This is a genomic window from Dryocola sharpae (assembly GCF_051307055.1).
Lineage (GTDB): Bacteria > Pseudomonadota > Gammaproteobacteria > Enterobacterales > Enterobacteriaceae > Dryocola.
The window spans coordinates 2,534,738-2,557,438 of sequence record NZ_CP149994.1 but is presented as its reverse complement, the minus strand read 5'-3'; the positions used below and the strand labels follow the sequence as shown (position 1 = coordinate 2,557,438).

The window sequence follows — 22,701 nt, the reverse complement described above, 5'->3', positions numbered from 1 at the left end:
TAAAATAGGTACCCAAATGAACGGATTAACCAATGTGACAAAATTGACCGGGGAGCCATCAGGCCAGGAGTTCCTGGTGTTTACGCTCGGCGATGAAGAGTACGGCATCGACATCCTGAAGGTGCAGGAAATTCGCGGCTACGACCAGGTCACCCGTATCGCTAATACGCCAGCATTCATCAAAGGCGTAACCAACCTGCGCGGTGTGATTGTGCCGATCCTCGATCTGCGCGTGAAGTTCGATCAGAGCGACGTTGAGTACAACGAAAACACCGTGGTTATCGTCCTGAACCTGGGCCAGCGCGTGGTAGGCATCGTGGTGGACGGCGTGTCCGACGTGCTGTCGCTGACCGCCGAGCAGATCCGCCCGGCGCCAGAGTTTGCCGTCACGCTCTCTACCGAATACCTGACCGGCCTTGGCGCGCTCGGTGAGCGCATGCTGATTCTGGTGAATATCGAAAAGCTGCTGAACAGCGAAGAGATGGCGCTGGTTGACGTGGCGACCAGCCGCGTAGCTTAAGTTTCATTCTGGCGGTGGATGACGCTTCGCTTATCCACCGCTTATCCTGCCGCAAATCAAGCCCCGATCTTTTCTTCAGCCGCCGTCGTCACGCCGTTATCCGGCACGTTAACGGCGTGACGACGTATGCCCGAAAAAGGGGCGCTGTCCATAGCATTATTAAATCGCCGCTGCATCAGACTCATCCTAATTTCACGTAAAGTTCCCCAGGCGGATGCCGATAACATCGATAACAAGTCATTCATAGGGTGTTATATGTTGAACCGTATTCGCGTGGTCACCATGCTGATGATGGTGCTGGTAGTGTTTTCGCTGCTGCAGCTCATGTCAGGCGGAATGTTTTTTAGCGCATTAAAAGATAATAACGATAACTCCAGCGTTACCCGAGAGTTACGCGTTCAACAATCCGAGCTGCATTACGCCTGGGACTTAATGCTGCAAACCCGTATTAACCTCAGCCGTTCGTCAGCCCGTTCGCTGCTGGACGCCAGCAACGGCCAGAGCGCGGCTAAAGCTGATTTGCTCAACAGCGCCAAAGCGACGCTTGCGGAATCGGGCAAGCACTACGCCGCCTTCAGGCAGGTGCCGCCCGTCTCTGCGGAAATGGAAGCGGTGGTAAAAGGCATTGATGATGATTATCAAAATTATCATCGGGCGCTGAGCGAGCTTATCGGCTTCCTGGAAAAGGGCAACCTGGATGCTTATTTCGCCCAGCCTACCCAGGGCATGCAAAACGCGCTTGAGAAAGGCTTCCTGCAGTACCTTGCGCTTAACGACCGCATTTATGAACAGACTTACCTGACCAGCAATGAAGATTACGGCTTTGCCAAATGGCAGATCGGGGGCCTTGCTTTAGCCCTTGCCGCGGTAATCGTGCTGGTATGGTTCGGCATACGTAATATTCTCCTGAAGCCTTTAGCCATCGTCATCGGCCATATCCGTGAAATCGCCAACGGCAACCTGACGGAAAATATCGTTGTGCAGGGACGTAATGAAATGAGCGAGCTCACGGCCAGCGTCCAGCATATGCAGCGGGAGCTGATTATTACCGTGGGCAGCGTGCGTGAAGGTTCCGACGCGATTTACAGCGGCGCGACTGAAATTGCGGCGGGCAACAACGATTTATCCTCACGTACCGAGCAGCAGGCCGCCTCGCTTGAAGAGACCGCCGCCAGCATGGAGCAGCTTACCGCCACCGTGAAACAGAATGCGGATAATGCCCGTCAGGCTTCGCAGCTGGCGTTAAGCGCCTCCGAAACGGCTTCGCGCGGTGGAAAAGTTGTCGATGGCGTGGTGAAAACCATGCATGAAATCGCCGGCTCTTCGAAAAAGATCGCCGATATCACCAGCGTTATCGACGGCATCGCCTTCCAGACGAACATCCTTGCCCTTAACGCCGCGGTGGAAGCCGCGCGCGCCGGAGAGCAGGGGCGCGGATTTGCAGTAGTGGCAGGCGAAGTGCGTAACCTGGCAAGCCGCAGCGCGCAGGCCGCCAAAGAAATCAAATCCCTGATTGAAGATTCCGTTTCCCGCGTAGACACCGGTTCCGTGCTGGTGGAAAGCGCCGGGGAAACCATGAGCGATATCGTCAGCGCCGTGACCCGCGTGACCGACATCATGGGCGAAATCGCATCTGCTTCCGACGAGCAAAGCCGCGGCATTGACCAGGTTGCGCTTGCGGTTTCAGAGATGGACCGGGTGACCCAGCAGAACGCCTCGTTGGTTGAGGAATCCGCTTCCGCGGCGGCGGCGCTCGAAGAGCAGGCCAGCCTGCTGACCCAGTCCGTTGCGGCTTTCCGTCTGCAAAGTGAAGGCGCGCCGCAACGCATTACCGCACCGCCTGTTATCGCGACAGCCAGCGCTGTGACCTTATCTCCGCGTAAACCGGCAACCGCCGGCGGGGATGATAACTGGGAAACATTCTAATCACCCTTTCTGACCACACATAAACGCCGGCAGACGTGCCGGCCGAGGGAAGCTTTGATGTTAAACCGTATCCGAATTTCGACCAGCCTGTTCCTGATATTGATTCTCTGCGGCCTGCTGCAGATTGGTAGTAATGGTTTGTCCTTCTGGGCTTTTCGTGACGATTTCCAGAACCTGAAAATGGTCGAGGCGAGTAATCACCAGCGCGATACGTTAACCCAAAGCCGTTCAGCCCTGCTGCAGGCCAGCACCGCCTTAAACCGTGCCGGTACGCTTACGGCGCTCAGCTATCCGCCGGAGGACATTAAGCGTCTGATGGCGAGCGCGCGCGGCAGCCTGAAACAGGCAGATATGCTGTTTAACCAGTTCCTTGAGATCCCGACGACCAGCAAAGAGAGTGGGGAAATGCTGGCGTCAACTAAGCAAAGTTACGCCAGCTATCGCGACGACCTGCAGCATCAGGCCACCTGGCTTGAGAGCAACCAGCTATCGGATTTCCTGAGCGCGCCGGTGCAGAAATCGCAGGGAATTTTTGACGCTAACTTTAATGCCTGGCAGCAAAGCATCAACGATATCGTGGCGGCGGCAAGCGGCGAAAGCGAGAAAAATTACCATATCTCCGCGGTAATTTTCATCAGCATGGTGGCGATCGCCATCGTGATGCTGCTGGGCTCGATCGCCTGGTCGCGCAAGATGATCGTGCAGCCGCTGGCGATTGTGCGTAACCACTTTGACCGCATTGCAGCAGGCGATCTGGCGAAGCCGATTGCGGTCTTCGGGCGTAACGAAATCTCCGAGATTTTCCGCAGCCTGAAGAATATGCAGGACTCGCTCAAAGAGACGGTAACGGAAGTACGCCAGGGCAGCAGCGCTATGCATACCGGCATCGCTGAAATCGCCGCTGGCAATAACGATCTTTCCGCGCGTACCGAAGAGCAGGCGGCTTCCCTTGCACAAACCGCCGCCAGCATGGAGCAACTGACGGCGACCGTCGGCCAGAACGCCGATAACGCTCGCCAGGCCGCGCAGCTTTCCCGCAGCGCCGCGGATACCGCGAAGCAGGGCGGCCAGCAGGCCGCAAACGTGGCCCGCACCATGCACGATATTGCCGGCAGCTCGCAAAAGATTGGCGACATCACCAGCGTCATCGACGGGATCGCCTTCCAGACCAATATTCTCGCGCTGAACGCCGCCGTTGAGGCCGCTCGCGCTGGCGAACAGGGCCGCGGATTCGCGGTGGTGGCGGGCGAAGTACGTAACCTGGCAAGCCGCAGCGCTCAGGCGGCGAAAGAGATTAAAGTACTGATTGAAGAGTCGATTAACCGCGTGCAACAGGGCTCGCAGTTGGTGGATACCTCAGCGACCACGATGGCTGAAATCGTGCGTTCCGTAACGCAGGTGAACGACATCATGGGAGAAATTGCTTCGGCGTCGGATGAGCAACGCCGGGGAATTGAGCAGGTGGCTCAGGCAGTAAGCCAGATGGATCAGGTTACGCAGCAAAACGCCGCCTTAGTAGAAGAAGCGGCAGCCGCAACCGATGCCCTGGCCAACCAGGCTGAACATTTAACCGGCGTAGTCTCTGTGTTTAATCTGGCAAGCGTTGACGATCGACGCGAAACCGGGGAAATCGAAACCTCCGGGGTGCTGGCCACCCCTTGATTGTGACTGAGAAGGCGCTATGACATCACCGCAGTCCTTGGGACAAACGTCATTAATGTTACAGATGACACAGCGTCTACCGCTGTCCGACACGCATTTTCGTCGGATATGTCAATTGATATACCAACGCGCAGGGATTGTGCTGGCGGACCACAAGCGGGACATGGTGTACAACCGCCTGGTCCGCCGCCTGCGTACCTTAGGGCTTGATGATTTCGGGCGCTATCTGGGCATGCTGGAGTCGAACGCCAACAGCGCGGAGTGGCAGGCGTTTATCAACTCGCTGACCACTAACCTGACGGCGTTTTTCCGCGAAGGTCACCACTTCCCGGTGCTCGCCGATCATGCCCGTAAGCGCAACGGCGAGTATCGCGTCTGGAGCGCCGCGGCCTCCACAGGGGAAGAGCCGTACTCCATCGCTATCACGCTCGCTGATGCGTTGGGCATGGCGCCGGGCCGCTGGAAGGTGTTTGCCAGCGACATCGACACCCAGGTGCTGGAAAAGGCGCAAAGCGGAGTTTATCGCCAGGAAGAGCTTAAAACGCTCTCTCCCCAGCAGATGCAGCGCTATTTCATGCGTGGAACCGGCCCGCATGACGGGCTGGTGCGGGTCAGAAGCGACCTGGCTTGCCACGTTGAATTTGGGACGGTTAACCTGCTGGATAAGCAGGCGTCGATTGCGGGACCTTTTGACGCTATTTTTTGTCGCAATGTCATGATTTATTTCGACAAAACAACACAACAAGACATTTTAAGCCGCTTTGTCCCCCTGTTAAAACCAGGCGGCTTATTGTTTGCCGGGCATTCAGAGAATTTCAGTAATCTCAGTCGTGAGTTCTGGCTGCGTGGTCAGACGGTCTACGGTCTGAGTAAGGAAAGATCATGACAAAAATAAGAGTGCTGTCCGTTGATGATTCCGCCCTGATGCGCCAGATCATGACAGAAATTATTAACAGCCACAGCGACATGGAAATGGTTGCCACGGCGCCAGATCCGCTGGTTGCCCGCGATCTGATTAAAAAGTTTAACCCGGACGTCCTGACGCTGGATGTGGAAATGCCGCGCATGGACGGCCTCGACTTTCTGGAAAAGCTGATGCGCCTGCGTCCGATGCCGGTGGTCATGGTGTCGTCGCTGACGGGGAAAGGTTCGGAGGTGACGCTGCGCGCGCTCGAACTGGGGGCGATCGATTTCGTCACCAAGCCGCAGCTGGGCATTCGTGAAGGCATGCTCGCCTACAGCGAAACCATCGCCGAAAAAGTTCGTACCGCGGCGAAAGCGAAGCTGGCAGCGCGCGCGCCAACGGCAGCTCCCGCGCAGCTTAAGGCCGGCCCGTTGCTGAGTTCCGAAAAGCTGATTGCTATCGGCGCTTCCACCGGAGGGACGGAAGCTATCCGTCATGTGCTGCAACCGCTGCCGCTTTCAAGCCCGGCGGTGTTGATTACTCAGCATATGCCGCCCGGTTTTACCCGCTCTTTTGCCGAGCGTCTGAACAAGCTGTGCCAGATTGCGGTGAAAGAAGCAGAAGACGGCGAACGCGTATTGCCCGGACACGCCTATATTGCGCCCGGTGATAAGCACATGGAGCTGTCGCGCAGCGGCGCAAACTATCAAATCAAATTACACGACGGCCCGCCCGTGAACCGGCATCGCCCGGCCGTGGATGTGCTGTTCCATTCGGTGGCGAAATTTGCCGGCCGTAATGCCGTGGGGGTGATCCTCACCGGAATGGGTAATGACGGTGCCGCCGGCATGCTGGCGATGCACCAGGCCGGAGCCTGGACTCTGGCCCAGAACGAAGCAAGTTGTGTGGTGTTCGGCATGCCGCGTGAGGCCATCAATAGCGGTGGCGTCAGCGAAGTGGTCGATTTAAGCCAGGTAAGCCAGCAGATGCTGGCGAAAATTAGTGCCGGACAGGCAATACGTATTTAACACAGGAGCCCGAATTTTATGGCAGACAAAGAGCTTAAGTTTCTGGTGGTAGACGATTTTTCTACCATGCGTCGCATCGTACGTAACCTGCTTAAAGAGCTGGGTTTTAACAACGTAGAAGAAGCGGAAGATGGCGTGGATGCGCTGAACAAGCTGCAGGCTGGCGGTTTTGGTTTTGTTATCTCTGACTGGAACATGCCAAACATGGACGGTCTTGAGCTGCTGAAAACCATTCGTGCAAATGGCACCATGGCGGCCATGCCGGTACTGATGGTCACGGCGGAAGCGAAAAAAGAGAACATCATCGCGGCAGCACAGGCCGGGGCCAGCGGTTACGTTGTGAAGCCGTTTACCGCCGCGACCCTGGAAGAGAAGCTGAACAAGATCTTCGAAAAGCTTGGCATGTAAGGAGGGGCAAATGCACTCATCGACAAATCCGGCGATGGAGTTACATCAGTCGCCAACCGATATAATCGCGCGCATTGGCAGCCTGACCCGCATGCTGCGCGACAGCCTGCGTGAGCTTGGTCTGGATCAGGCGATTGCCGAAGCGGCGGAAGCGATTCCAGACGCCCGCGACCGCCTGGACTACGTGGTGCAGATGACCGCGCAGGCCGCCGAACGCGCGCTGAACTGCGTTGAGCTTTCTCAGCCGCACCAGAACAAACTGGAGTCCGGCGCGAAGGCGCTAACCGGGCGCTGGGATGCCTGGTTCGAAAATCCTATTGAGCTAAGCGATGCAAAAGAGCTGGTGACCGATACCCGTAACTACCTTTCGGGCGTGCCGGAACACACAAGCTTTACCAACGCGCAGCTGCTGGAAATTATGATGGCGCAGGATTTCCAGGATCTGACCGGTCAGGTCATCAAGCGCATGATGGACGTTATCCAGGAGATTGAGCGCCAGCTGCTGATGGTGCTGCTGGAAAATATGCCCGAGCCGGACGCGCGCGCAAAACGCGTCAATGAAGGCCTGCTCAACGGCCCGCAAATGGATGCTACCGCCGCAGGCGTGGTGGCAAGCCAGGACCAGGTTGATGATTTGCTGGACAGTTTGGGGTTCTGATTATTTAAACGCCTTCGCCGTTGGGTGAGGGCGCTTTAATGTGATAAAGGCGTAACGGATGCTAATTTTATTTTTTGATGATATTAACTTTTTTACTGAGTTTATAGTTGTCTGAAAATAGCTGAAATATTGTCAGATAAGTTTTTGCAAGAAGAGAGGCTCAATTCAACAATGAAACCGCATGAGCCTTATTGCGGGCCATATCAATCAGCAGATATTAATCCTTGCCGCCATTGAAGAAGCGATTTGCATCGGCATTCGCGGCTGCCTGCCCGGCTGCGCTCCATCCTCCACCAGTAGCGCCGATAGCTGTCATCATACCGCCCATGAAAGCACTTCCAATAACGCCTAATGGACCTCCAGGTATGCCTGCCAGCGCGCCCAGGGCTACTCCGGCACCGACGGCATTCGCAACGGTAGCTGGTGCGCCGTTACCCCTGCCAGGCAGATGCATTTTATCAGTATTTAATGCAATCATTTTTTACTCCTTGTGATGATATAAACACCATCCTTCTCGCTCGATAAAAATTGTATATCTGAGAAAGGCCGGATGGACTTTTCATGCGCCAGCGTAAACACTAATTATTTAGCGCTATATATCTTTTTGGTATTTAAGCAACCAGCAAATGAAAGATCTAAATCCCCAAAAAGCGAAAATCACCAGAGATATATCAGCCAGGTTTGCACCTTTACTCATGAAGCTGGGGGTCGAAAAGCTGGCAGCTAAAATGGTTGCGGATAATGCTGCACTATTAGCTATGGCTATTTGAAAATTATTTTTCATTAAACCCCCTGCCGGGAGAGCGAAATGTATTTACCATATGTCGGACTCTATGAGGTAATTTTGAGAAAAGCAACAATTATTTCTATTAATGCTTGTTGTTATAGTTTTATTTTACATAATTAAGTATTAATTACGGCGTGAATATTAGATATATAATTTATTTTCTGGCTTTATAGTAAATAACTATTTGTCACTGCGATGACTTATTTATCCTCGTTCTGTTTTTTAGCATGTCTGTTATATATATCGCACCTAATTTATAGCTGAGATGAATCTCTATAGAAGAAAGAGTAGGGAGGCGGGCAGGTCAACGCCACAAACAAACGCATAAATCCCCCTATTTTCCCGCCATTAGCCCAACGGCGCTCTGGCATGCTGTGCTTGAAATTGCGGCCACGAGACTGATGCTGTGTCTGAAAGTAGCGACGAGGATAAAACAGAAGCCCCCACGCCCCACCGGCTTGAGAAAGCGCGTGAGGATGGGCAGATTCCCCGTTCCCGGGAATTAACCTCTTTGCTGATGGTGCTGGCTGGCTTAAGCATCATCTGGATGGGAGGCGAACCGCTGGCGCGCCGGCTTGCCGCCATGTTGTCTGCCGGCCTGCACTTTGATCACAGCATCATTAACGACCCGCGACTGATTGTGAATCAGATAAGCCTGCTGATTAAACAGGCCGTGTGGGCGCTGCTGCCGCTGATGAGCGGCTTAGTGATTGTGGCGATAGCCGCACCGATGTTGCTTGGCGGCCTGCTGTTTAGCGGGAAGTCTATCGCTTTCAAGTTCAGCAAGCTTAACCCGCTGCCCGGCCTTAAGCGCCTCTTCTCAGCCCAGGCGGCCTCCGAGCTGCTGAAGGCTTTTCTGAAGGCCACGCTGGTCGGGTCGGTCACCGCCTGGTATTTATGGCACAACTGGCCGGATATGATGCGGCTGATAAGCGAGCCTCCTGTTTCCGCGCTGCGTCACGCGCTGGATATGGTGGCGGCCTGCGGCCTGCTGATTGTGATGGGCCTGATCCCGATGGTGGGGTTTGACGTGTTTTTCCAGATTTTTAGCAACCTGAAAAAACTACGCATGAGCCGCCAGGATATTCGCGACGAGTACAAGCAGCAGGAAGGCGATCCGCATGTAAAAGGGCGTATCCGCCAGCAGCAGCGCGCCATTGCTCGTCGCCGCATGATGGCCGATGTGCCAAAAGCCGACGTTATCGTCACCAACCCGACGCACTATTCGGTGGCGCTGCAGTACGATGAGAAAAAGATGAGCGCGCCGAAAGTGCTGGCTAAAGGCGCCGGCCTCGTTGCGCTGCGCATCCGCGAGATCGGCAACGAAAACCGTATTCCGGTGCTTGAAGCGCCGCCGCTTGCCCGCGCGCTTTACCGGCACGCTGAAATCGGCCAGCAAATCCCGGGGCAGCTGTACTCCGCCGTGGCGGAAGTGCTGGCCTGGGTCTGGCAGCTGCGTCGCTGGCGCGTGGCGGGCGGCTTAATCCCGAAAAAACCTGAAAACCTACCGGTGCCAGAAGCACTGGACTTTGCGAATGAGAAGGACTCCGATGGCTAATCTGCTCGCGACGTTGCGTCTGCCTGCCAGCATGAAATCCGGGCAATGGCAAATCCTTGCCGGGCCGATACTTATCCTGCTGATCCTGTCGATGATGGTGCTGCCGCTGCCCGCGTTTGTGCTTGATTTGCTGTTCACGTTTAATATCGCCCTGTCGATCATGGTGCTGCTGGTGGCGATGTTCACCCAGAAAACGCTGGAGTTCGCCGCGTTCCCGACCATTTTGCTGTTTACCACGCTGCTGCGCCTGGCGCTGAACGTGGCTTCAACGCGAATCATCCTGATGGAGGGGCATACCGGCGCGGGGGCGGCGGGGCACGTGGTTGAAGCCTTTGGCCACTTCCTGGTCGGCGGCAACTTCGCCATCGGTATCGTGGTGTTTATCATCCTCGTTATCATCAACTTTATGGTTATCACCAAAGGGGCGGGGCGTATCGCAGAGGTCGGCGCGCGCTTCGTCCTCGACGGGATGCCCGGCAAACAGATGGCGATTGACGCGGATCTTAACGCCGGGTTAATTGGCGAAGATGAAGCTAAAAAACGCCGCTCTGAAGTGACCCAGGAAGCGGATTTTTACGGTTCGATGGACGGGGCGAGTAAGTTCGTGCGCGGCGATGCCGTGGCGGGGCTGATGATCATGGCGATTAACGTGGTCGGCGGCCTGCTGGTCGGCGTACTGCAACACGATCTGGCCGTGGGCGCGGCGGCGGAAAGCTACACGCTGCTGACTATCGGTGATGGCCTGGTTGCGCAGATCCCGGCGCTGGTTATCTCCACCGCGGCAGGCGTTATCGTGACCCGCGTGGCGACCGATCAGGACGTGGGCGAGCAGATGGTTACCCAGCTGTTCAACAATCCACGCGTGATGCTGTTAAGCGCCGCCGTACTGGGCCTGCTCGGCATGGTGCCGGGCATGCCAAACTTTGTCTTCCTGCTGTTTACCGCCGCGCTGCTGGGGCTGGCGTGGTGGATGCGTGGCCGCCAGATGGCCGCGCCTGTGGCGCCGCCGCCGGTGAAAGCGCCGGAGAATCCGCAGGCCGTAGAAGCCACGTGGAACGACGTTCAGCTCGAAGATTCGCTGGGTATGGAAGTGGGCTATCGCCTGATCCCGATGGTGGATTTCCAGCAGGATGGCGAGCTGCTCGGGCGTATCCGCAGCATTCGTAAGAAGTTTGCGCAGGAGATGGGGTTCCTGCCGCCGGTGGTGCATATTCGCGACAATATGGATCTGCCGCCGGCGCGCTACCGCATCCTGATGAAGGGCGTGGAGATCGGCGCCGGTGAGGCCTATCCGGGACGCTGGCTGGCGATTAACCCGGGCACCGCTGCCGGAAGCCTGCCCGGCGAGACGACAATCGATCCGGCCTTTGGCCTGGCGGCGACCTGGATTGAAAGCGCCCTTAAAGAGCAGGCGCAGATCCAGGGCTTTACCGTCGTTGAGGCAAGCACGGTTGTGGCGACGCACCTCAACCACCTGATTGGCCAGTTCGCGCCGGAGCTGTTTGGCCGTCAGGAAGCGCAACAGCTGCTCGATCGCGTCTCCCAGGAGATGCCGAAGCTGACCGAAGATCTGGTGCCGGGGGTCGTGACGCTGACCACGCTGCACAAGGTGCTGCAGAACCTGCTCGCCGAAAAGGTGCCGATTCGCGATATGCGAACGATTCTGGAAACGCTGGCTGAACACGCGCCGATACAAAGCGATCCCCATGAGTTAACCGCCGTGGTGCGCGTGGCTTTAGGCCGCGCCATTACCCAGCTCTGGTTCCCGGGCACGGGCGAAGTCCAGGTTATCGGGTTAGATACCGCGCTGGAGCGCCTGTTACTGCAGGCTTTACAGGGCGGCAGCGGGCTGGAGCCGGGCCTTGCGGACCGTCTGCTGGAGCAAAGTCAGGAGGCGTTGCAGCGTCAGGAGATGCTGGGCGCGCCGCCGGTGCTGCTGGTTAACCACGCGCTGCGTCCGCTGCTGGCTCGCTTCCTGCGCCGCAGCCTGCCGCAGCTGGTCGTGCTTTCAAGCCTTGAGCTGTCCGACAACCGCAACATCCGTATGACCGCAACGATAGGAGCGAAATAATGCGTTTGCTGCTGGCGCTTTTGCTGTTGCCGATGTTCGCCCAGGCCGCCGGTGAAGGCAGCTGGCAGGCCAGCGGCATGGGGGCGACGCTCGCCCATCGCGGCGTCGCCGCTTCGTCCCGGGCGCTGTCGCCGTCACAGCCGGTTAACGGCGTGATGACGCTTGTCGCCTGGCGCTACGAGTTGACTGGCCCGACGCCGGGCGGCCTGCTCGTCAAACTCTGTTCGGTGACCCGCTGCGTACCGATAGAGGGGCAGAGCGGCACGACGCGTGGCCTGACCAACGTGGCCGCCGCAGAGCCGCTGCGGTTCGTCTGGGAAGTGCCGGGCGGCGGAAAACTTTTCCCGCCGCTGCGCGTGCAGAGCAATCAGGTGATTGTTAACTACCGCTGAGCGGAATATTACGCTGAATGACCTTCGCCTGTTCCCCGGCGGCTTTCTCGCCCGCTATGCTGAATAAATGCCGCACGTTCGCTGCGGCATTTTTGTCTTCACCTCTCATTTCCAGTCCTCTCTTTTGATAAAAATAAACCCTTGTTTTATAAATCGGGATACCGATGCGGACACTCTTTGTAATTTTGCCAGCATCTGTCAGGGGGTGGCAAAAACGAAAAGGTTTCTCACGCCCCATACTTTTACCTTACCCGTGAAAGATTTCTCGCAGGCTCGTTCGGGGCCGTGACCTGCAATCTCCCATAACAAAAGCAACGGGGTGGACGGCAATGAAAAAACGTAAAATTGGACTGGCGAATTATCTCGCCTACGGATCGGGCGATTTTCTGGGGGCCGGAACGACAGCTCTGACGGCGGCCTGGCTGCTTTATTTTTATACGACCTTCTGCGGCCTCACGCCTATTGAAGCGACCTTTATCTTCGCGATGGCGAGGGTGCTCGACGCCGTGGTCAGTCCGCTGATGGGCTTTTTAACCGATAACTTCGGCTCGACCTGGCTTGGCAGGCGCTTTGGCCGGCGTAAATTCTTTATCCTGCTCGGCATCCCTTTAGTCTTCAGCTACAGCTTTATGTGGGTAGGGGAGATGAGTTACTGGTATTACCTGGTGACTTACCTGATTTTTGACGTGGTCTACACCATGATTCTGGTGCCTTACGAAACGCTGGTACCGGAAATGACCGATGATTTTAAACAAAAAACGAAGTTCTCCGGCGCGCGTATCTCTATGGCGCAGCTCTCGGCTATCCTGGCGGCGTTCCTGCCGGGCATTTTGCTGAACCATTTTGGCAAAGACAACGCGGTCTCTTTCTTCTACGCAAGCCTGGTATTCGCCACCCTGTGCGCCATCGTGCTGACCATGGTATGGCTCTTTACCTGGGAGCGGCCACGCTCCGAGTGGACGGAAGCTGCGCTGCGCGCCGAAGAAGAGAAGAAAACGCTGACCTTTGCCCAGAGCATGAAACGTCTGAACGTTGAGTTAACCTCCACGCTGCGTATTAAAATTTTCCGCCAGCATCTGGGGATGTATCTGGGCGGCTATATCGCCCAGGACGTGTTCAACGCCGTCTTTACCTATTACGTGGTGTTCGTGCTGATGCAGAGCGCGTCCGTCGCCTCTAACCTGCTGGGCACCATGGCGATTCTGCAGTTTATCGCCGTGATCGGCATGATCCCGCTGTGTATCAAATACGGCCCGGCGCCGTCGTATCGCATGGTCGTCGTGCTGTTCGGCCTGAGCTCCATCTCTTACGCGGTGCTCTATTACGCGGGATTAAGCGACGTCTTCTCGCTGTTGCTGCTGGTTTCCGCCATCGCGGGTCTGGGTCGCGGCGGCATCAACTATGTGCCGTGGAATACCTACACCTATATCGCTGACGTGGATGAAGTGATCACCGGGCAGCGTCGTGAAGGGATCTTTGCGGGCATTATGACGCTGACGCGTAAAGCTTCGCAGGCCGGTGCGGTGATGCTGGTGGGGATCGTCATGCAGCTCTCCGGCTTTGTCTCCGGCCAGGCAGTCCAGCCTCCTGCGGTCAGCCACACCATTTTGATGATTTTGAGCTTTGGTACGGTTGGCGTGCTGGTATGTGGTTTCCTGATTTCCCTGCGCTTTAAGCTCAATCTGCAAACGCACAGCGTGCTGCGTGAGGAGACGGCGAAAATGCGTGCCGCCAATCGCGCGGTGCCGGAAGATATCACGCCGCAAGCCCGCGCCACCGTCGAAATGCTGGCGGGTATGCCTTATGAAAATCTTTGGGGTAACAACAATATTGGTTACCTCAACCATCACAAACCCGCCGCGCCGACCCTGGAACAGGCCGCAGCCATGAATTCAAACGCTACTCAGAGGTTAAGTTAATGATTATTTACCCTGTCAAACACAGCCCGCTACTGTGTCAGCCGGAGCGTTTCATCGCCCGGGATGAACTGAAAACGTTGATCCACAAGGTGACGGATAACCTGATCAATATTAAGGATGAAACCGGCCAGTTCCTGCTGCGCCTGGACGACGGACGCGTCATCGACACTAAAGGCTGGGCAGGCTGGGAGTGGACGCACGGCGTCGGGCTGTACGGTATCTACCAGTATTACCGTCAGACGGGCGATGCGAAGATGCGCGAGATTATCGACGGCTGGTTTGCCGACCATTTCGCCGAGGGCGCGACCACTAAAAACGTCAATACGATGGCGCCGTTCCTGACGCTAGCTTATCGCTACGAAGAAACGCGCGATCCCTCATACCTGCCGTGGCTGGAGAGCTGGGCCGAGTGGGCGATGTACGAGATGCCGCGCACCGAACACGGCGGCATGCAGCACATTACGCTGGCAGAAGAGAATCATCAGCAGATGTGGGACGACACGCTGATGATGACCGTGCTGCCGCTGGCGAAAATTGGCAAGCTGCTGAATCGTCCGGAATACGTGGAGGAGGCGACCTATCAGTTTCTGCTGCACGTGCAAAACCTGATGGATCGGCAAAGCGGGCTGTGGTTCCACGGCTGGAGCTACGAAGGCAAGCATAACTTTGCCAGCGCCCGCTGGGCGCGCGGCAATAGCTGGCTGACCATCGTGATCCCGGATTTCCTTGAGCTGGTTGATTTGCCGGAAAATAACGCGGTGCGCCGCTATCTGGTGCAGGTGCTGGAAAATCAGGTCGCGGCGCTTGCCGGATGTCAGGATGACAGCGGCCTGTGGCATACGCTGCTCGACGATCCGCATTCTTATCTGGAGGCCTCAGCAACCGCGGGCTTTGCTTACGGCATCCTGAAAGGCATCCGTAAACGCTACCTCAGCCAGGACTATAAAGAGGTGGCTGAAAAGGCGATGAAAGGCATTGTGCAAAACATCTCGGCGGACGGCGAGCTGTTGCAGGTGTCGTTCGGGACGGGAATGGGCAGCGACCTGGAGTTCTATCGCCAGATTCCTCTTACTTCCATGCCTTACGGCCAGGCGATGGCGATCCTTTGTCTGGGCGAGTATCTGCGCGGCTACTTTTAAGCGATAGCGCAGAAGAGGAAGAGCCGCCGTGAAGCGGCTCTTTTTTTATCAGGCGCCGACAGGCACCGCATGGGCGGTATTCTTCAGCGCCGGTCCCTGATACTTCTCGATTTCCAGCTGGGCCATCTGTCCGCAGTTGCCCTGAGCCAGGCGCGATGAGCCGGTGTCGAAGGTCAGGCAGTTTACGTTGCCGTTCTTACACAGCGATCCTGGCTGGCGCGGATCCGCCGGGTCGAACCAGGCGCCTTCGCTGATGCGCACAACGCCGGGCCGCACCCGCCCGGTGACCACGGCGCCTACCAGAATCTGGCCGCGATCGTTAAAGGCCCGCACTAAATCACCGTCAGCGATCCCGCGCGCTTTCGCATCCTGAGGATGGATCCAGATAGCTTCGCGATCCGCCACCGCATACTTCTCGCGCAGCGGCGTATTGTCGAGCTGGGAGTGCAGTCGGTTGATCGGGTGCGCGGTATTGAGCGAAAGCGGATACCTGCTCGCCTCCGGACTTTGATACCACTCGCGGGGCGGCAGCCAGCCGGGCAGCCCCGGACAGTCGGCATAGCCCATTTTCGCCACCGTTTCCGAGTAAATCTCTATCTTTCCGGACGGGGTGCCCAGCGGGTTGAGCAGCGGATTTTCCCGGAAGTCGGCGAAGCGCACCCATTGCCTGTTCGCCTCCGGCACCGGGAAGCGAATGTAGTTGTTCGACGCCCAGAACATATCGAACGGCGGCAGAGCCACCCGCGCGTTGCGCGCCTGGTTTTTCATCTCGTCATACATTCCCTTCAGCCACTGCATTTCGTTCTTGCCTTCGCTAAAGGCTTCCTGCACCTCCAGTTTTGCGGCCAGGCCCGCAAAGATATCAAAGTCGCTGCGCGACTCGTGCTGGGGCGGCACGCACTGATGCATCGGGAAGACATACAGCTGAGAGTAGTCGCCGCCCATCTCAAGATCGTTACGCTCGTAGCTGGTGGTCGCTGGCAGGACGATGTCGGCGTACCTCGCGGTTGCCGTCCAGTAAGGCTCGTTAACCACGATGGTTTCCGGATGCTGCCAGGCCTTGATCAGGGCGTTGGTATCCTGATGCTGGTGAAAGGTATTGCCGCCGGCCACATAGACCATCTTCACGTCCGGATAGGTGACTCTGGCCCCGTTAAAGTCGATGGTTTTGCCCGGATTCGCCAGGCATTCAGCGATCCGCGCCACAGGGATCGGCGTTGGGCTGTTCTTCGGCGCGTCACCTGCGGAGATCCCGGCAAGGATGCCGCCGCGCGCGGTCGGGCTGCCGCCGGAGGAGTAGTGGTAGCTAAAACCGAAGCCGCCGCCGGGCAGGCCTATCTGCCCCAGCATTGCCGCCAGGGTCACCAGCAGCCAGTGGGGCTGCTCGCCGTGATGCTGGCGCTGAATGCCCCAGCCGGCCATGAGCATCGTGCGCTGCTTCGCCATATCCCGTGCCAGCTGGCGCAGCGTTTCGGCTTCCACGCCGCAGATGGCCGCGGCCCAGTCGGCGTCTTTTACCACGCCGTCCTGCTCGCCGCTGAGGTAGGCGAAGAACTTATCGGCGCCCACGGTATAGGTTTTCAGGAAATCGGCGTCATGCAGTTTTTCGGCCATCAGACTATGGGCGATGCCCACCAGCATGGCGCTGTCGGTATAGGGACGCGGGGCGATCCATTCGGCATCCAGATAAGCGGTGCTGTCGCTTTTTACCGGATCGATGCTGATAACCCGCACGCCTTTCTTCTTCAGCGCCTCGAAGCCTGCCGATCCGATATGATCCGGCACGTTCCAGCTATTTTTCAGGGTGACCTGCGGATTGCAGCCCCAGAGCACCACCAGCTGGGTGTTGTCGAGCACGTTCGGCCAGGCGGTCTGCTGCTCGTAGACCTCCATTGAACCCATGACGTGAGACATAATGACCTGCGCGGCACCGGTGGAGTAGTCGCCCGCGTAGCTCAGGAAACCGCCCGTCAGGTTCATCAGACGCTGGAGCAGGGTGCGGCTGTTGTGCAGCATCCCGACGCTTTTCCAGCCGTAAGAGCCGGCGTAGATAGACTGCGGGCCATGCTCGCTTTGCAGGCGACGAATTTCATCGCTCACAAGCGTCAACGCTTTGTCCCAGCTTACCCGCACCCACTCATCGCAGCCGCGCAGTTCAGGACGGCAATGGCGGGCGCCGCCTTCAAGCCAGCTCTTACGCACCATCGGATATTTCACGCGGTTAGGAGCGTGGACCTGGTGCGGGGCCATAGTGATGAGTTCATTCGGGAAGGGATCGTCCTGCACCGGGCGCGTTTCGACCATTTTCCCGTCCCGGACGATGGCTTCAAAAGCTCCCCAGTGGGCGCCGGTCAGAATGCCTTTTTGCGCCTGGCGCAGCGCCACAAACTGCGGCAGCGCCTGGCTTACGGCCTCGGCCAGAACAGAGCGGGGCCAGAGTCCGCCCAGCAGGGAAACGCCGCCCAGGGCGGCGGTACCGATCAGAAAACGGCGTCGGCCGATCTGCATCGCATCGCGGTTATTTTTCATTACTGTGCCTCCTTACTGGCGCTCTGATTTACGGCGGGCATATCGCTGGCGTGCTGCTGAACGTAGCGGGTCAGAATCCGCAGCTGCTCCTGGTCCAGGGAGGTGCGGGGCGCCATTCCTTTGATTACGCCAATCCACTGGTTGGCGTTGAAGCGGTCGAGGGCGGTCAGGCCGTGGCAGCCGGTGCAGTTCGCGGACATCATGGAGGCGGCGTAGTCCCAGATTTTCTGCTGGTTATCGATAAGCTGTCCTGAAGGTAGCCAGACCTGCAGCGCCGTTTGATGCCAGATCAGATGGGTTTCCGGATCGGTGTAGTTGCTCAGGCGCTTCACCTGGTGACGCGCCTCCTCGCCGAGAAGCGCGCTCAGGATGCGCCTGCCGGCTGCGGCGTAGAACACCTCGTCAACGCCGTCCTGCTGCCAGCCGCTTACCTGCGCCAGCATCATGCCGTTTTCACGCTTCAGGATACTGACCTCGGTGCCGGGCATCAGGTTGCCGGCGTTATGCTGCCTGGCGTCGGGGGTTAGCCAGAAGGGTTGGGTGGCAATAGACCAGCCCTGGCGCGCGTTTTCCGGCATTTTCGCCGCGGCGGCGGAAAGTTGACTGGCTCCCGCGGCCGAGATCTGGCTCATATCCGGCAGAATGTGGGCCACGCCTTTATGGCAGTCGATACAGGTTTCACCGTTTTTGATGGCCACCGGATGCTCCTGGCGCGCTTCGGAGCGCTGGGCCAGCACGTCCATCGCCTCGTAGCTGTGGCACGAGCGGCAGGTCGCGGAGTCGTTTTTCTTCATGCTATCCCAGACGCTTTGCGCCATCGCCAGCTTGTGGGCGTCATACTTCTCCGGCGTGTCGATTTTACCGGTCATCTCTCCCCAGACGTCTTTCAACGCCATCACCTTGGTAGTCAGATAGTCAACGGGACCGTGCGGAACGTGGCAGTCGGCGCACTCGGCGCGAATACCTTTCGGGTTCTGGAAGTGAACGCTGCCCTGATACTCCGCCAGCGGCTGCCGCATCGAGTGGCAGGAGACGCAGAACGCCGTATCGCTGGTTTTATGCATAACGGTGGCACCGCCGGTCAGCAGGATCGCGCCCAGCACGACGCCGATCGACAGCGCCCATAGCCAGGCCATACGCCGCCTGGGCGAGCGGTTTGATTTATTCATAGAAAGTCCCTTAAAAGAAAAATCATTGCGGAAATATCGCTTCTTATATGGCGATAATGAAGGCATGCAAAGTATAGGGACTTTACGAAGGAATTAACCCTAAAGGAGTAATTTAATTCACGTTTAGTTGATGTCGGGCAAAGATAGGGGAGCGGGAGAAATCAAATTTGATACGGGAGCGCGGGAGGAAAAGCCGTCGGCAAACTATAAGGTGAGCCGCCGTGAAAAACAGGGGGCGAAGCGCCCCCTGCATGCATTACATACGCTCGACGGTTTCGATACCCAGCGTATCCAGACCCAGCTTCAGCGTTTTCGCCGTCAGCAGCGCCAGCTTCAGGCGGCTGTTGCGGGCTTGTTCGGAATCTGCGGTAAGAATAGGGCAGTGCTCATAGAAGCCGGAGAACAGGCCCGCCAGGTCGTACAGATAAGAACACATCACGTGCGGGGTGCCGTCGCGGGCGACAACGTTCAGCGTCTCTTCAAACTGCAGCAGGCGCGCGGCAAGCTGCGCTTCGCGATCTTCCGTAATAACGACCGGCGCTTTCAGCAGCTCCGCTTCTTCGATGTCGGCTTTGCGGAACACGGAAAGCACGCGGGTGTAGGCATACTGCATGTAAGGCGCGGTGTTGCCTTCGAATGCGAGCATGTTGTCCCAGTCGAAGATATAGTCCGTGGTGCGGCTTTTAGACAGATCGGCGTATTTCACCGCGCCGATGCCGACCGCGTTCGCCAGGGCTTCCAGCTCGGCGGCAGGCATGTCCGGATTTTTCGCCGCCACCAGGTTGCGCGCGCGTTCCATCGCTTCGTCCAGCAGGTCGGTCAGTTTAACCGTGCCGCCAGAACGGGTTTTAAACGGCTTGCCGTCTTTGCCTAACATCATGCCGAACATCTGGTGTTCCAGCGTAACGGAATCCGGCACGTAGCCAGCTTTACGCACGATGGTCCACGCCTGCATCAGATGCTGGTGCTGACGGGAGTCGATAAAGTAGAGCACGCGATCGGCGTGCAGCGTTTCATAGCGGTATTTCGCGCAGGCGATGTCGGTGGTGGTGTAAAGATAGCCGCCGTCCTTTTTCTGGATGATAACGCCCATCGGATCGCCATCTTTGTTCTTAAACTCGTCAAGGAACACCACGGTTGCGCCTTCGCTTTCTACCGCCAGACCTTTTTCTTTCAGATCCGCCACAATACCCGGCAGCATTGGGTTATAGAGGCTTTCGCCCATCACGTCGTCGCGGGTCAGCGTCACGTTAAGGCGGTGATAGGTTTTCTGGTTCTGGGCCATGGTGATGTCGACCAGCTTGCGCCACATCTCGCGGCAGTATTCATCGCCGCCCTGCAGCCTCACCACGTAACCGCGCGCGCGTTCCGCAAAGGCTTCGTCTTCGTCGTAGTGCTTCTTCGCGGCGCGATAGAATTCTTCGAGATCCGCCAGCGCCATTTCACCGGCGTTTTCCTGCTGCTGCTTTTCAAGATACGCGATCAGCATGCCGAACTGCGTGCCCCAGTCGCCCACATGGTTGGCGCGGATAACTTTGTGGCCGAGGAACTGCAGGGTGCGCACCGCCGCATCGCCGATGATCGTCGAGCGGATGTGGCCGACGTGCATCTCTTTAGCCACGTTTGGCGCGGAGTAATCAACGACGATGGTCTGCGGCGCAACGGTATTTACGCCGACGCGATCGGAGGCGACAGCCGCATCGACGTTTTTCGCCAGAAACTCAGGTTCGAGGAAGATATTGATAAAGCCAGGCCCGGCGATTTCAACTTTGCTGGCAATCCCGGTCAGATCCAGATTAGCGATCACGGACTCTGCGACTTGTCGTGGCGGCTTGCCCAGCGATTTGGCAACGGACATCACGCCATTGGCCTGATAGTCGCCGAACTGGACTTTGGCTGACTGACGAACCTGCGGCTCGCAATCCGCAGGCGCACCTGCGGCAACCATGGCCTGACTGACTTTATCTGAGAGAAGCGCCTGAATATTCACCGGGATACCTTACATTTTGCTTTGGGCCGCCATGAGGTTACGGCAGCCGTATCGTGGGGGGATAAAATAAGGGCGTAAGTATAACTTTATTTTTCCACCCTCGTCAGCAAAAGCCTTGTCCTGCGCGCCCTGAACTACTATCAACGGTACAGTGAATAACCACTCGTTCATTTCACCGCGTAGCGGAAGTTGGTGAAGCTGCCGGAAAAAGGTAGATTAGCCCCTTCGCGACCAGAGGAGGACGCCATGGCCAACTGGCAGACAATTGCAGAACTGAATGATATTGCGGCGGATCTTCCGCGTTTTACCCAGGCGTTAGCGGAACTTGCCGCGCGTCTGGATCTGGAGATTGCACCGCTTGATGCCGATCACATTTCATTGCGCTGCCATCAGAATGCTACGGCGGAGCGCTGGCGCAGCGGCCTTGAAAAATGCGGGACGCTGCTGTCGGAAAATATCATTAACGATCGACCCATTTGCCTGTTCCGCCTCGACGAACCGGTCTGCGTTGAGCACTGGAAGTTTACCGTTGTTGAACTGCCGTGGCCGGGCGAGAAGCGCTATCCGCACGAAGGCTGGGAACACGTTGAAATCGTACTGCCTGGCGACCCGCAAACGCTGAATGCGCGCGCGCTGGATTTGATGTCCGATGCCGGTTTACGCCAGACGGGCATTTCCGTCAAAACCAGTTCGCCAAAAGGGGAGCGCGAACGTTTACCAAACCCAACGCTTGCGGTCACCGACGGCAAAGTCACGATCAAATTCCATCCGTGGAGTATTGAAGAGATCGTCGCCAGCGAACAGGTTTAACCCCGGCGGGCGGGGATTGCCGCTATAACGCGCCGATCGCCGCCTTCATTCGGCTGATTGCCTCTTCAAGCGTCGCCAGAGTACAGCCAAAGTTTATCCGCACGAATTTTGCCTCGCCAAAATCTGCCCCCGGCGAGAAGCCCAGCCCGGCCTTCTGAAAGAACAGCGTTGGGTTATCAACGGCAAGCTGGCCTGCATCAACCCATCCCAGATAGGTCGCTTCCGGGGCGGTCATCCTCAGACCCTGTAGATCATTGACGGCGGCAACGAGCCTGTCGCGGTTATGGCGTAAATATGGCAGCAGCTCCTGTAGCCACGGCTCGCCGTCACGCCAGGCGGCGGTTGCTGCGGTTAATGCCAGCACGTCCACGCCCGGAACAATGCCTTCGCGCGTTCGGTTAAACCTTTTGCGCAATTCGGGGTTGGGAATAATGGCGACTGAAGCGCCAAGGCCTGCAATATTGAACGTTTTGGAGGGGGAAATCAGCGTGATGGAACGCTGCTCCGCATCCGCGCTCAGGGAGGCAAACGGAATATGTTTTACGCCGGGTTCAGGCAACAGGTCGCAGTGAATTTCATCGGAGCAGACAAGCAAATCATGCTGCTGCGCGAACGCCAGCTGCTGCTCAAGCTCTTCGCGACGATAGACCGTACCGCCGGGATTCTGCGGGTTGCACAGCATCAGCAATTTTTCTTTGCCGGTGAGCGATGGCGCAGACGACGCTAAATCCATTATCCAGCGCCCCTTATCGAGTTTGAGCGGGACGTTAAGCTGCGGACGCTGTGCGGAAGCCGAGGATTTTTTAAAGGGCGGATAGACAGGCGTTGGCGCGATAGTCGCCTCGGTGGCTGCGGTAAAGGCGCGGACGCTGAGATTCAATCCCGCAACAACACCCGGCAGGATAACGATCCACTCAGGTTGTATCTGCCACTGATAGCGGCTGGCCATGCGTTCGATCACCACGTCGATGAGTTCATGGGGCCTGCCGCCATAGCCGAAAACGCCGTGCTCCACGCGTTTATGAAGGGCGTCCAGAATGCAGGGCGGCGAGCGGAAATCCATGTCAGCGACCCACATCGGTAGCACGTCGTTACCATATTTATTCCACTTCGCGCTGTCGCTGTGACGGCGGTCGATCCCTTCGTCGAAATTGAATGCCATGATAAATTACCCCTTTGTGAACGTTGTTTCAGAGTAGCATTCTGACCCGGTGAGACAAGCGTAAAGCAG

The 22,701-nt window shown here is 57.3% G+C and carries 21 protein-coding genes; 14 read left to right on the top strand and 7 right to left on the bottom strand.

The window, feature by feature from the left end:
• The first annotated feature begins 16 nt into the window (after positions 1 to 16).
• The gene (gene cheW, locus WLO31_RS12245) at positions 17 to 520 is read left to right on the top strand and encodes a chemotaxis protein CheW (RefSeq protein WP_435926876.1); all 504 of its coding nucleotides are present in this window, start codon (positions 17 to 19) and stop codon (positions 518 to 520) included.
• Between the two features lie 56 nt (positions 521 to 576).
• On the opposite strand, the gene WLO31_RS12240 is transcribed toward cheW, so the two are convergent.
• Positions 577 to 705 carry a hypothetical protein gene (locus tag WLO31_RS12240; RefSeq protein ID WP_435926875.1) on the bottom strand — a complete coding sequence of 43 codons (129 nt, stop codon included), beginning with the start codon at positions 703 to 705 and terminating at the stop codon, positions 577 to 579.
• A 70-nt stretch (positions 706 to 775) separates the two neighbouring features.
• Here WLO31_RS12240 and tar point away from each other — a divergent pair, with 70 nt between their 5' ends.
• The 7 genes from tar (at position 776) to WLO31_RS12205 (ending at position 7,458) form a co-directional block, all read left to right on the top strand.
• A complete protein-coding gene (gene tar, locus WLO31_RS12235) occupies positions 776 to 2,446 on the top strand; it encodes a methyl-accepting chemotaxis protein II (RefSeq protein ID WP_435926874.1) in 1,671 nt (556 codons plus the stop codon).
• Positions 2,447 to 2,503: 57 nt separating this feature from the next.
• Positions 2,504 to 4,108, top strand: coding sequence for a methyl-accepting chemotaxis protein (locus WLO31_RS12230; protein WP_435926873.1), 1,605 nt, complete (start codon positions 2,504 to 2,506; stop codon positions 4,106 to 4,108).
• 19 nt (positions 4,109 to 4,127) lie between these two features.
• Positions 4,128 to 4,994 carry a protein-glutamate O-methyltransferase CheR gene (gene cheR / locus WLO31_RS12225; RefSeq protein ID WP_435926872.1) on the top strand — a complete coding sequence of 289 codons (867 nt, stop codon included), beginning with the start codon at positions 4,128 to 4,130 and terminating at the stop codon, positions 4,992 to 4,994.
• The gene (locus WLO31_RS12220) at positions 4,991 to 6,040 is read left to right on the top strand and encodes a protein-glutamate methylesterase/protein-glutamine glutaminase (protein WP_435926871.1); all 1,050 of its coding nucleotides are present in this window, start codon (positions 4,991 to 4,993) and stop codon (positions 6,038 to 6,040) included. The genes cheR and WLO31_RS12220 overlap by 4 nt, the downstream gene beginning before the upstream one ends.
• A gap of 18 nt (positions 6,041 to 6,058) precedes the next feature.
• Positions 6,059 to 6,448 carry a chemotaxis response regulator CheY gene (cheY, locus tag WLO31_RS12215; RefSeq protein ID WP_435926870.1) on the top strand — a complete coding sequence of 130 codons (390 nt, stop codon included), beginning with the start codon at positions 6,059 to 6,061 and terminating at the stop codon, positions 6,446 to 6,448.
• A gap of 10 nt (positions 6,449 to 6,458) precedes the next feature.
• The gene (cheZ, locus tag WLO31_RS12210; RefSeq protein ID WP_408639699.1) at positions 6,459 to 7,106 is read left to right on the top strand and encodes a protein phosphatase CheZ; all 648 of its coding nucleotides are present in this window, start codon (positions 6,459 to 6,461) and stop codon (positions 7,104 to 7,106) included.
• Between the two features lie 181 nt (positions 7,107 to 7,287).
• Positions 7,288 to 7,458, top strand: a complete 171-nt coding sequence (locus tag WLO31_RS12205; RefSeq protein WP_435926869.1) for a hypothetical protein — start codon at positions 7,288 to 7,290, stop codon at positions 7,456 to 7,458.
• Between the two features lie 240 nt (positions 7,459 to 7,698).
• Here WLO31_RS12205 and WLO31_RS12200 read toward each other — a convergent pair whose 3' ends face one another.
• On the bottom strand, positions 7,699 to 7,890 hold the full coding sequence (locus WLO31_RS12200) for a hypothetical protein (RefSeq protein WP_435926868.1): 192 nt from the start codon (positions 7,888 to 7,890) through the stop codon (positions 7,699 to 7,701).
• 409 nt (positions 7,891 to 8,299) lie between these two features.
• On the opposite strand from WLO31_RS12200, the gene flhB reads away from it, so the two are divergent.
• Genes flhB through flhE form a run of 3 tightly spaced genes read left to right on the top strand, consistent with a single transcriptional unit; the run spans position 8,300 to position 11,914 of the window.
• The gene (gene flhB, locus WLO31_RS12195) at positions 8,300 to 9,451 is read left to right on the top strand and encodes a flagellar biosynthesis protein FlhB (protein WP_435926867.1); all 1,152 of its coding nucleotides are present in this window, start codon (positions 8,300 to 8,302) and stop codon (positions 9,449 to 9,451) included.
• Entirely contained in the window at positions 9,444 to 11,522 is a 2,079-nt protein-coding gene (gene flhA, locus WLO31_RS12190; protein WP_435926866.1) for a flagellar biosynthesis protein FlhA, read from the top strand. Before flhB ends, flhA begins: the two co-directional genes overlap by 8 nt.
• Positions 11,522 to 11,914 (top strand): flagellar protein FlhE, encoded by a 393-nt coding sequence (flhE, locus tag WLO31_RS12185; protein ID WP_435926864.1) that lies wholly within the window; start codon positions 11,522 to 11,524, stop codon positions 11,912 to 11,914. The genes flhA and flhE overlap by 1 nt, the downstream gene beginning before the upstream one ends.
• Here flhE and WLO31_RS12180 read toward each other — a convergent pair.
• Positions 11,901 to 12,152 (bottom strand): hypothetical protein, encoded by a 252-nt coding sequence (locus tag WLO31_RS12180; protein WP_435926863.1) that lies wholly within the window; start codon positions 12,150 to 12,152, stop codon positions 11,901 to 11,903. The genes flhE and WLO31_RS12180 overlap by 14 nt on opposite strands.
• Positions 12,153 to 12,243: 91 nt before the next feature.
• Here WLO31_RS12180 and WLO31_RS12175 point away from each other — a divergent pair, with 91 nt between their 5' ends.
• Positions 12,244 to 13,833: an MFS transporter gene (locus tag WLO31_RS12175; RefSeq protein ID WP_435926862.1), complete on the top strand. Its 1,590-nt coding sequence runs from the start codon at positions 12,244 to 12,246 to the stop codon at positions 13,831 to 13,833.
• Positions 13,833 to 14,972 (top strand): glycoside hydrolase family 88/105 protein, encoded by a 1,140-nt coding sequence (locus WLO31_RS12170; RefSeq protein ID WP_435926861.1) that lies wholly within the window; start codon positions 13,833 to 13,835, stop codon positions 14,970 to 14,972. The genes WLO31_RS12175 and WLO31_RS12170 overlap by 1 nt, the downstream gene beginning before the upstream one ends.
• A 48-nt stretch (positions 14,973 to 15,020) precedes the next feature.
• Here WLO31_RS12170 and torA read toward each other — a convergent pair whose 3' ends face one another.
• The 3 genes from torA to argS form a co-directional block, all read right to left on the bottom strand.
• The gene (gene torA / locus WLO31_RS12165; RefSeq protein ID WP_435926860.1) at positions 15,021 to 17,501 is read right to left on the bottom strand and encodes a trimethylamine-N-oxide reductase TorA; all 2,481 of its coding nucleotides are present in this window, start codon (positions 17,499 to 17,501) and stop codon (positions 15,021 to 15,023) included.
• Entirely contained in the window at positions 17,501 to 18,670 is a 1,170-nt protein-coding gene (locus tag WLO31_RS12160; protein ID WP_435926859.1) for a NapC/NirT family cytochrome c, read from the bottom strand. Before WLO31_RS12160 ends, torA begins: the two co-directional genes overlap by 1 nt.
• A gap of 256 nt (positions 18,671 to 18,926) precedes the next feature.
• Positions 18,927 to 20,660: an arginine--tRNA ligase gene (argS, locus tag WLO31_RS12155; protein ID WP_435926858.1), complete on the bottom strand. Its 1,734-nt coding sequence runs from the start codon at positions 20,658 to 20,660 to the stop codon at positions 18,927 to 18,929.
• A gap of 246 nt (positions 20,661 to 20,906) precedes the next feature.
• Here argS and WLO31_RS12150 point away from each other — a divergent pair, with 246 nt between their 5' ends.
• Positions 20,907 to 21,470, top strand: coding sequence for a VOC family protein (locus tag WLO31_RS12150; RefSeq protein WP_435926857.1), 564 nt, complete (start codon positions 20,907 to 20,909; stop codon positions 21,468 to 21,470).
• Between the two features lie 22 nt (positions 21,471 to 21,492).
• Here the strand turns inward: WLO31_RS12150 and WLO31_RS12145 are convergent, their stop codons facing one another.
• Positions 21,493 to 22,632: a MalY/PatB family protein gene (locus WLO31_RS12145; protein WP_435926856.1), complete on the bottom strand. Its 1,140-nt coding sequence runs from the start codon at positions 22,630 to 22,632 to the stop codon at positions 21,493 to 21,495.
• Between the last annotated feature and the right edge of the window lie 69 nt (positions 22,633 to 22,701).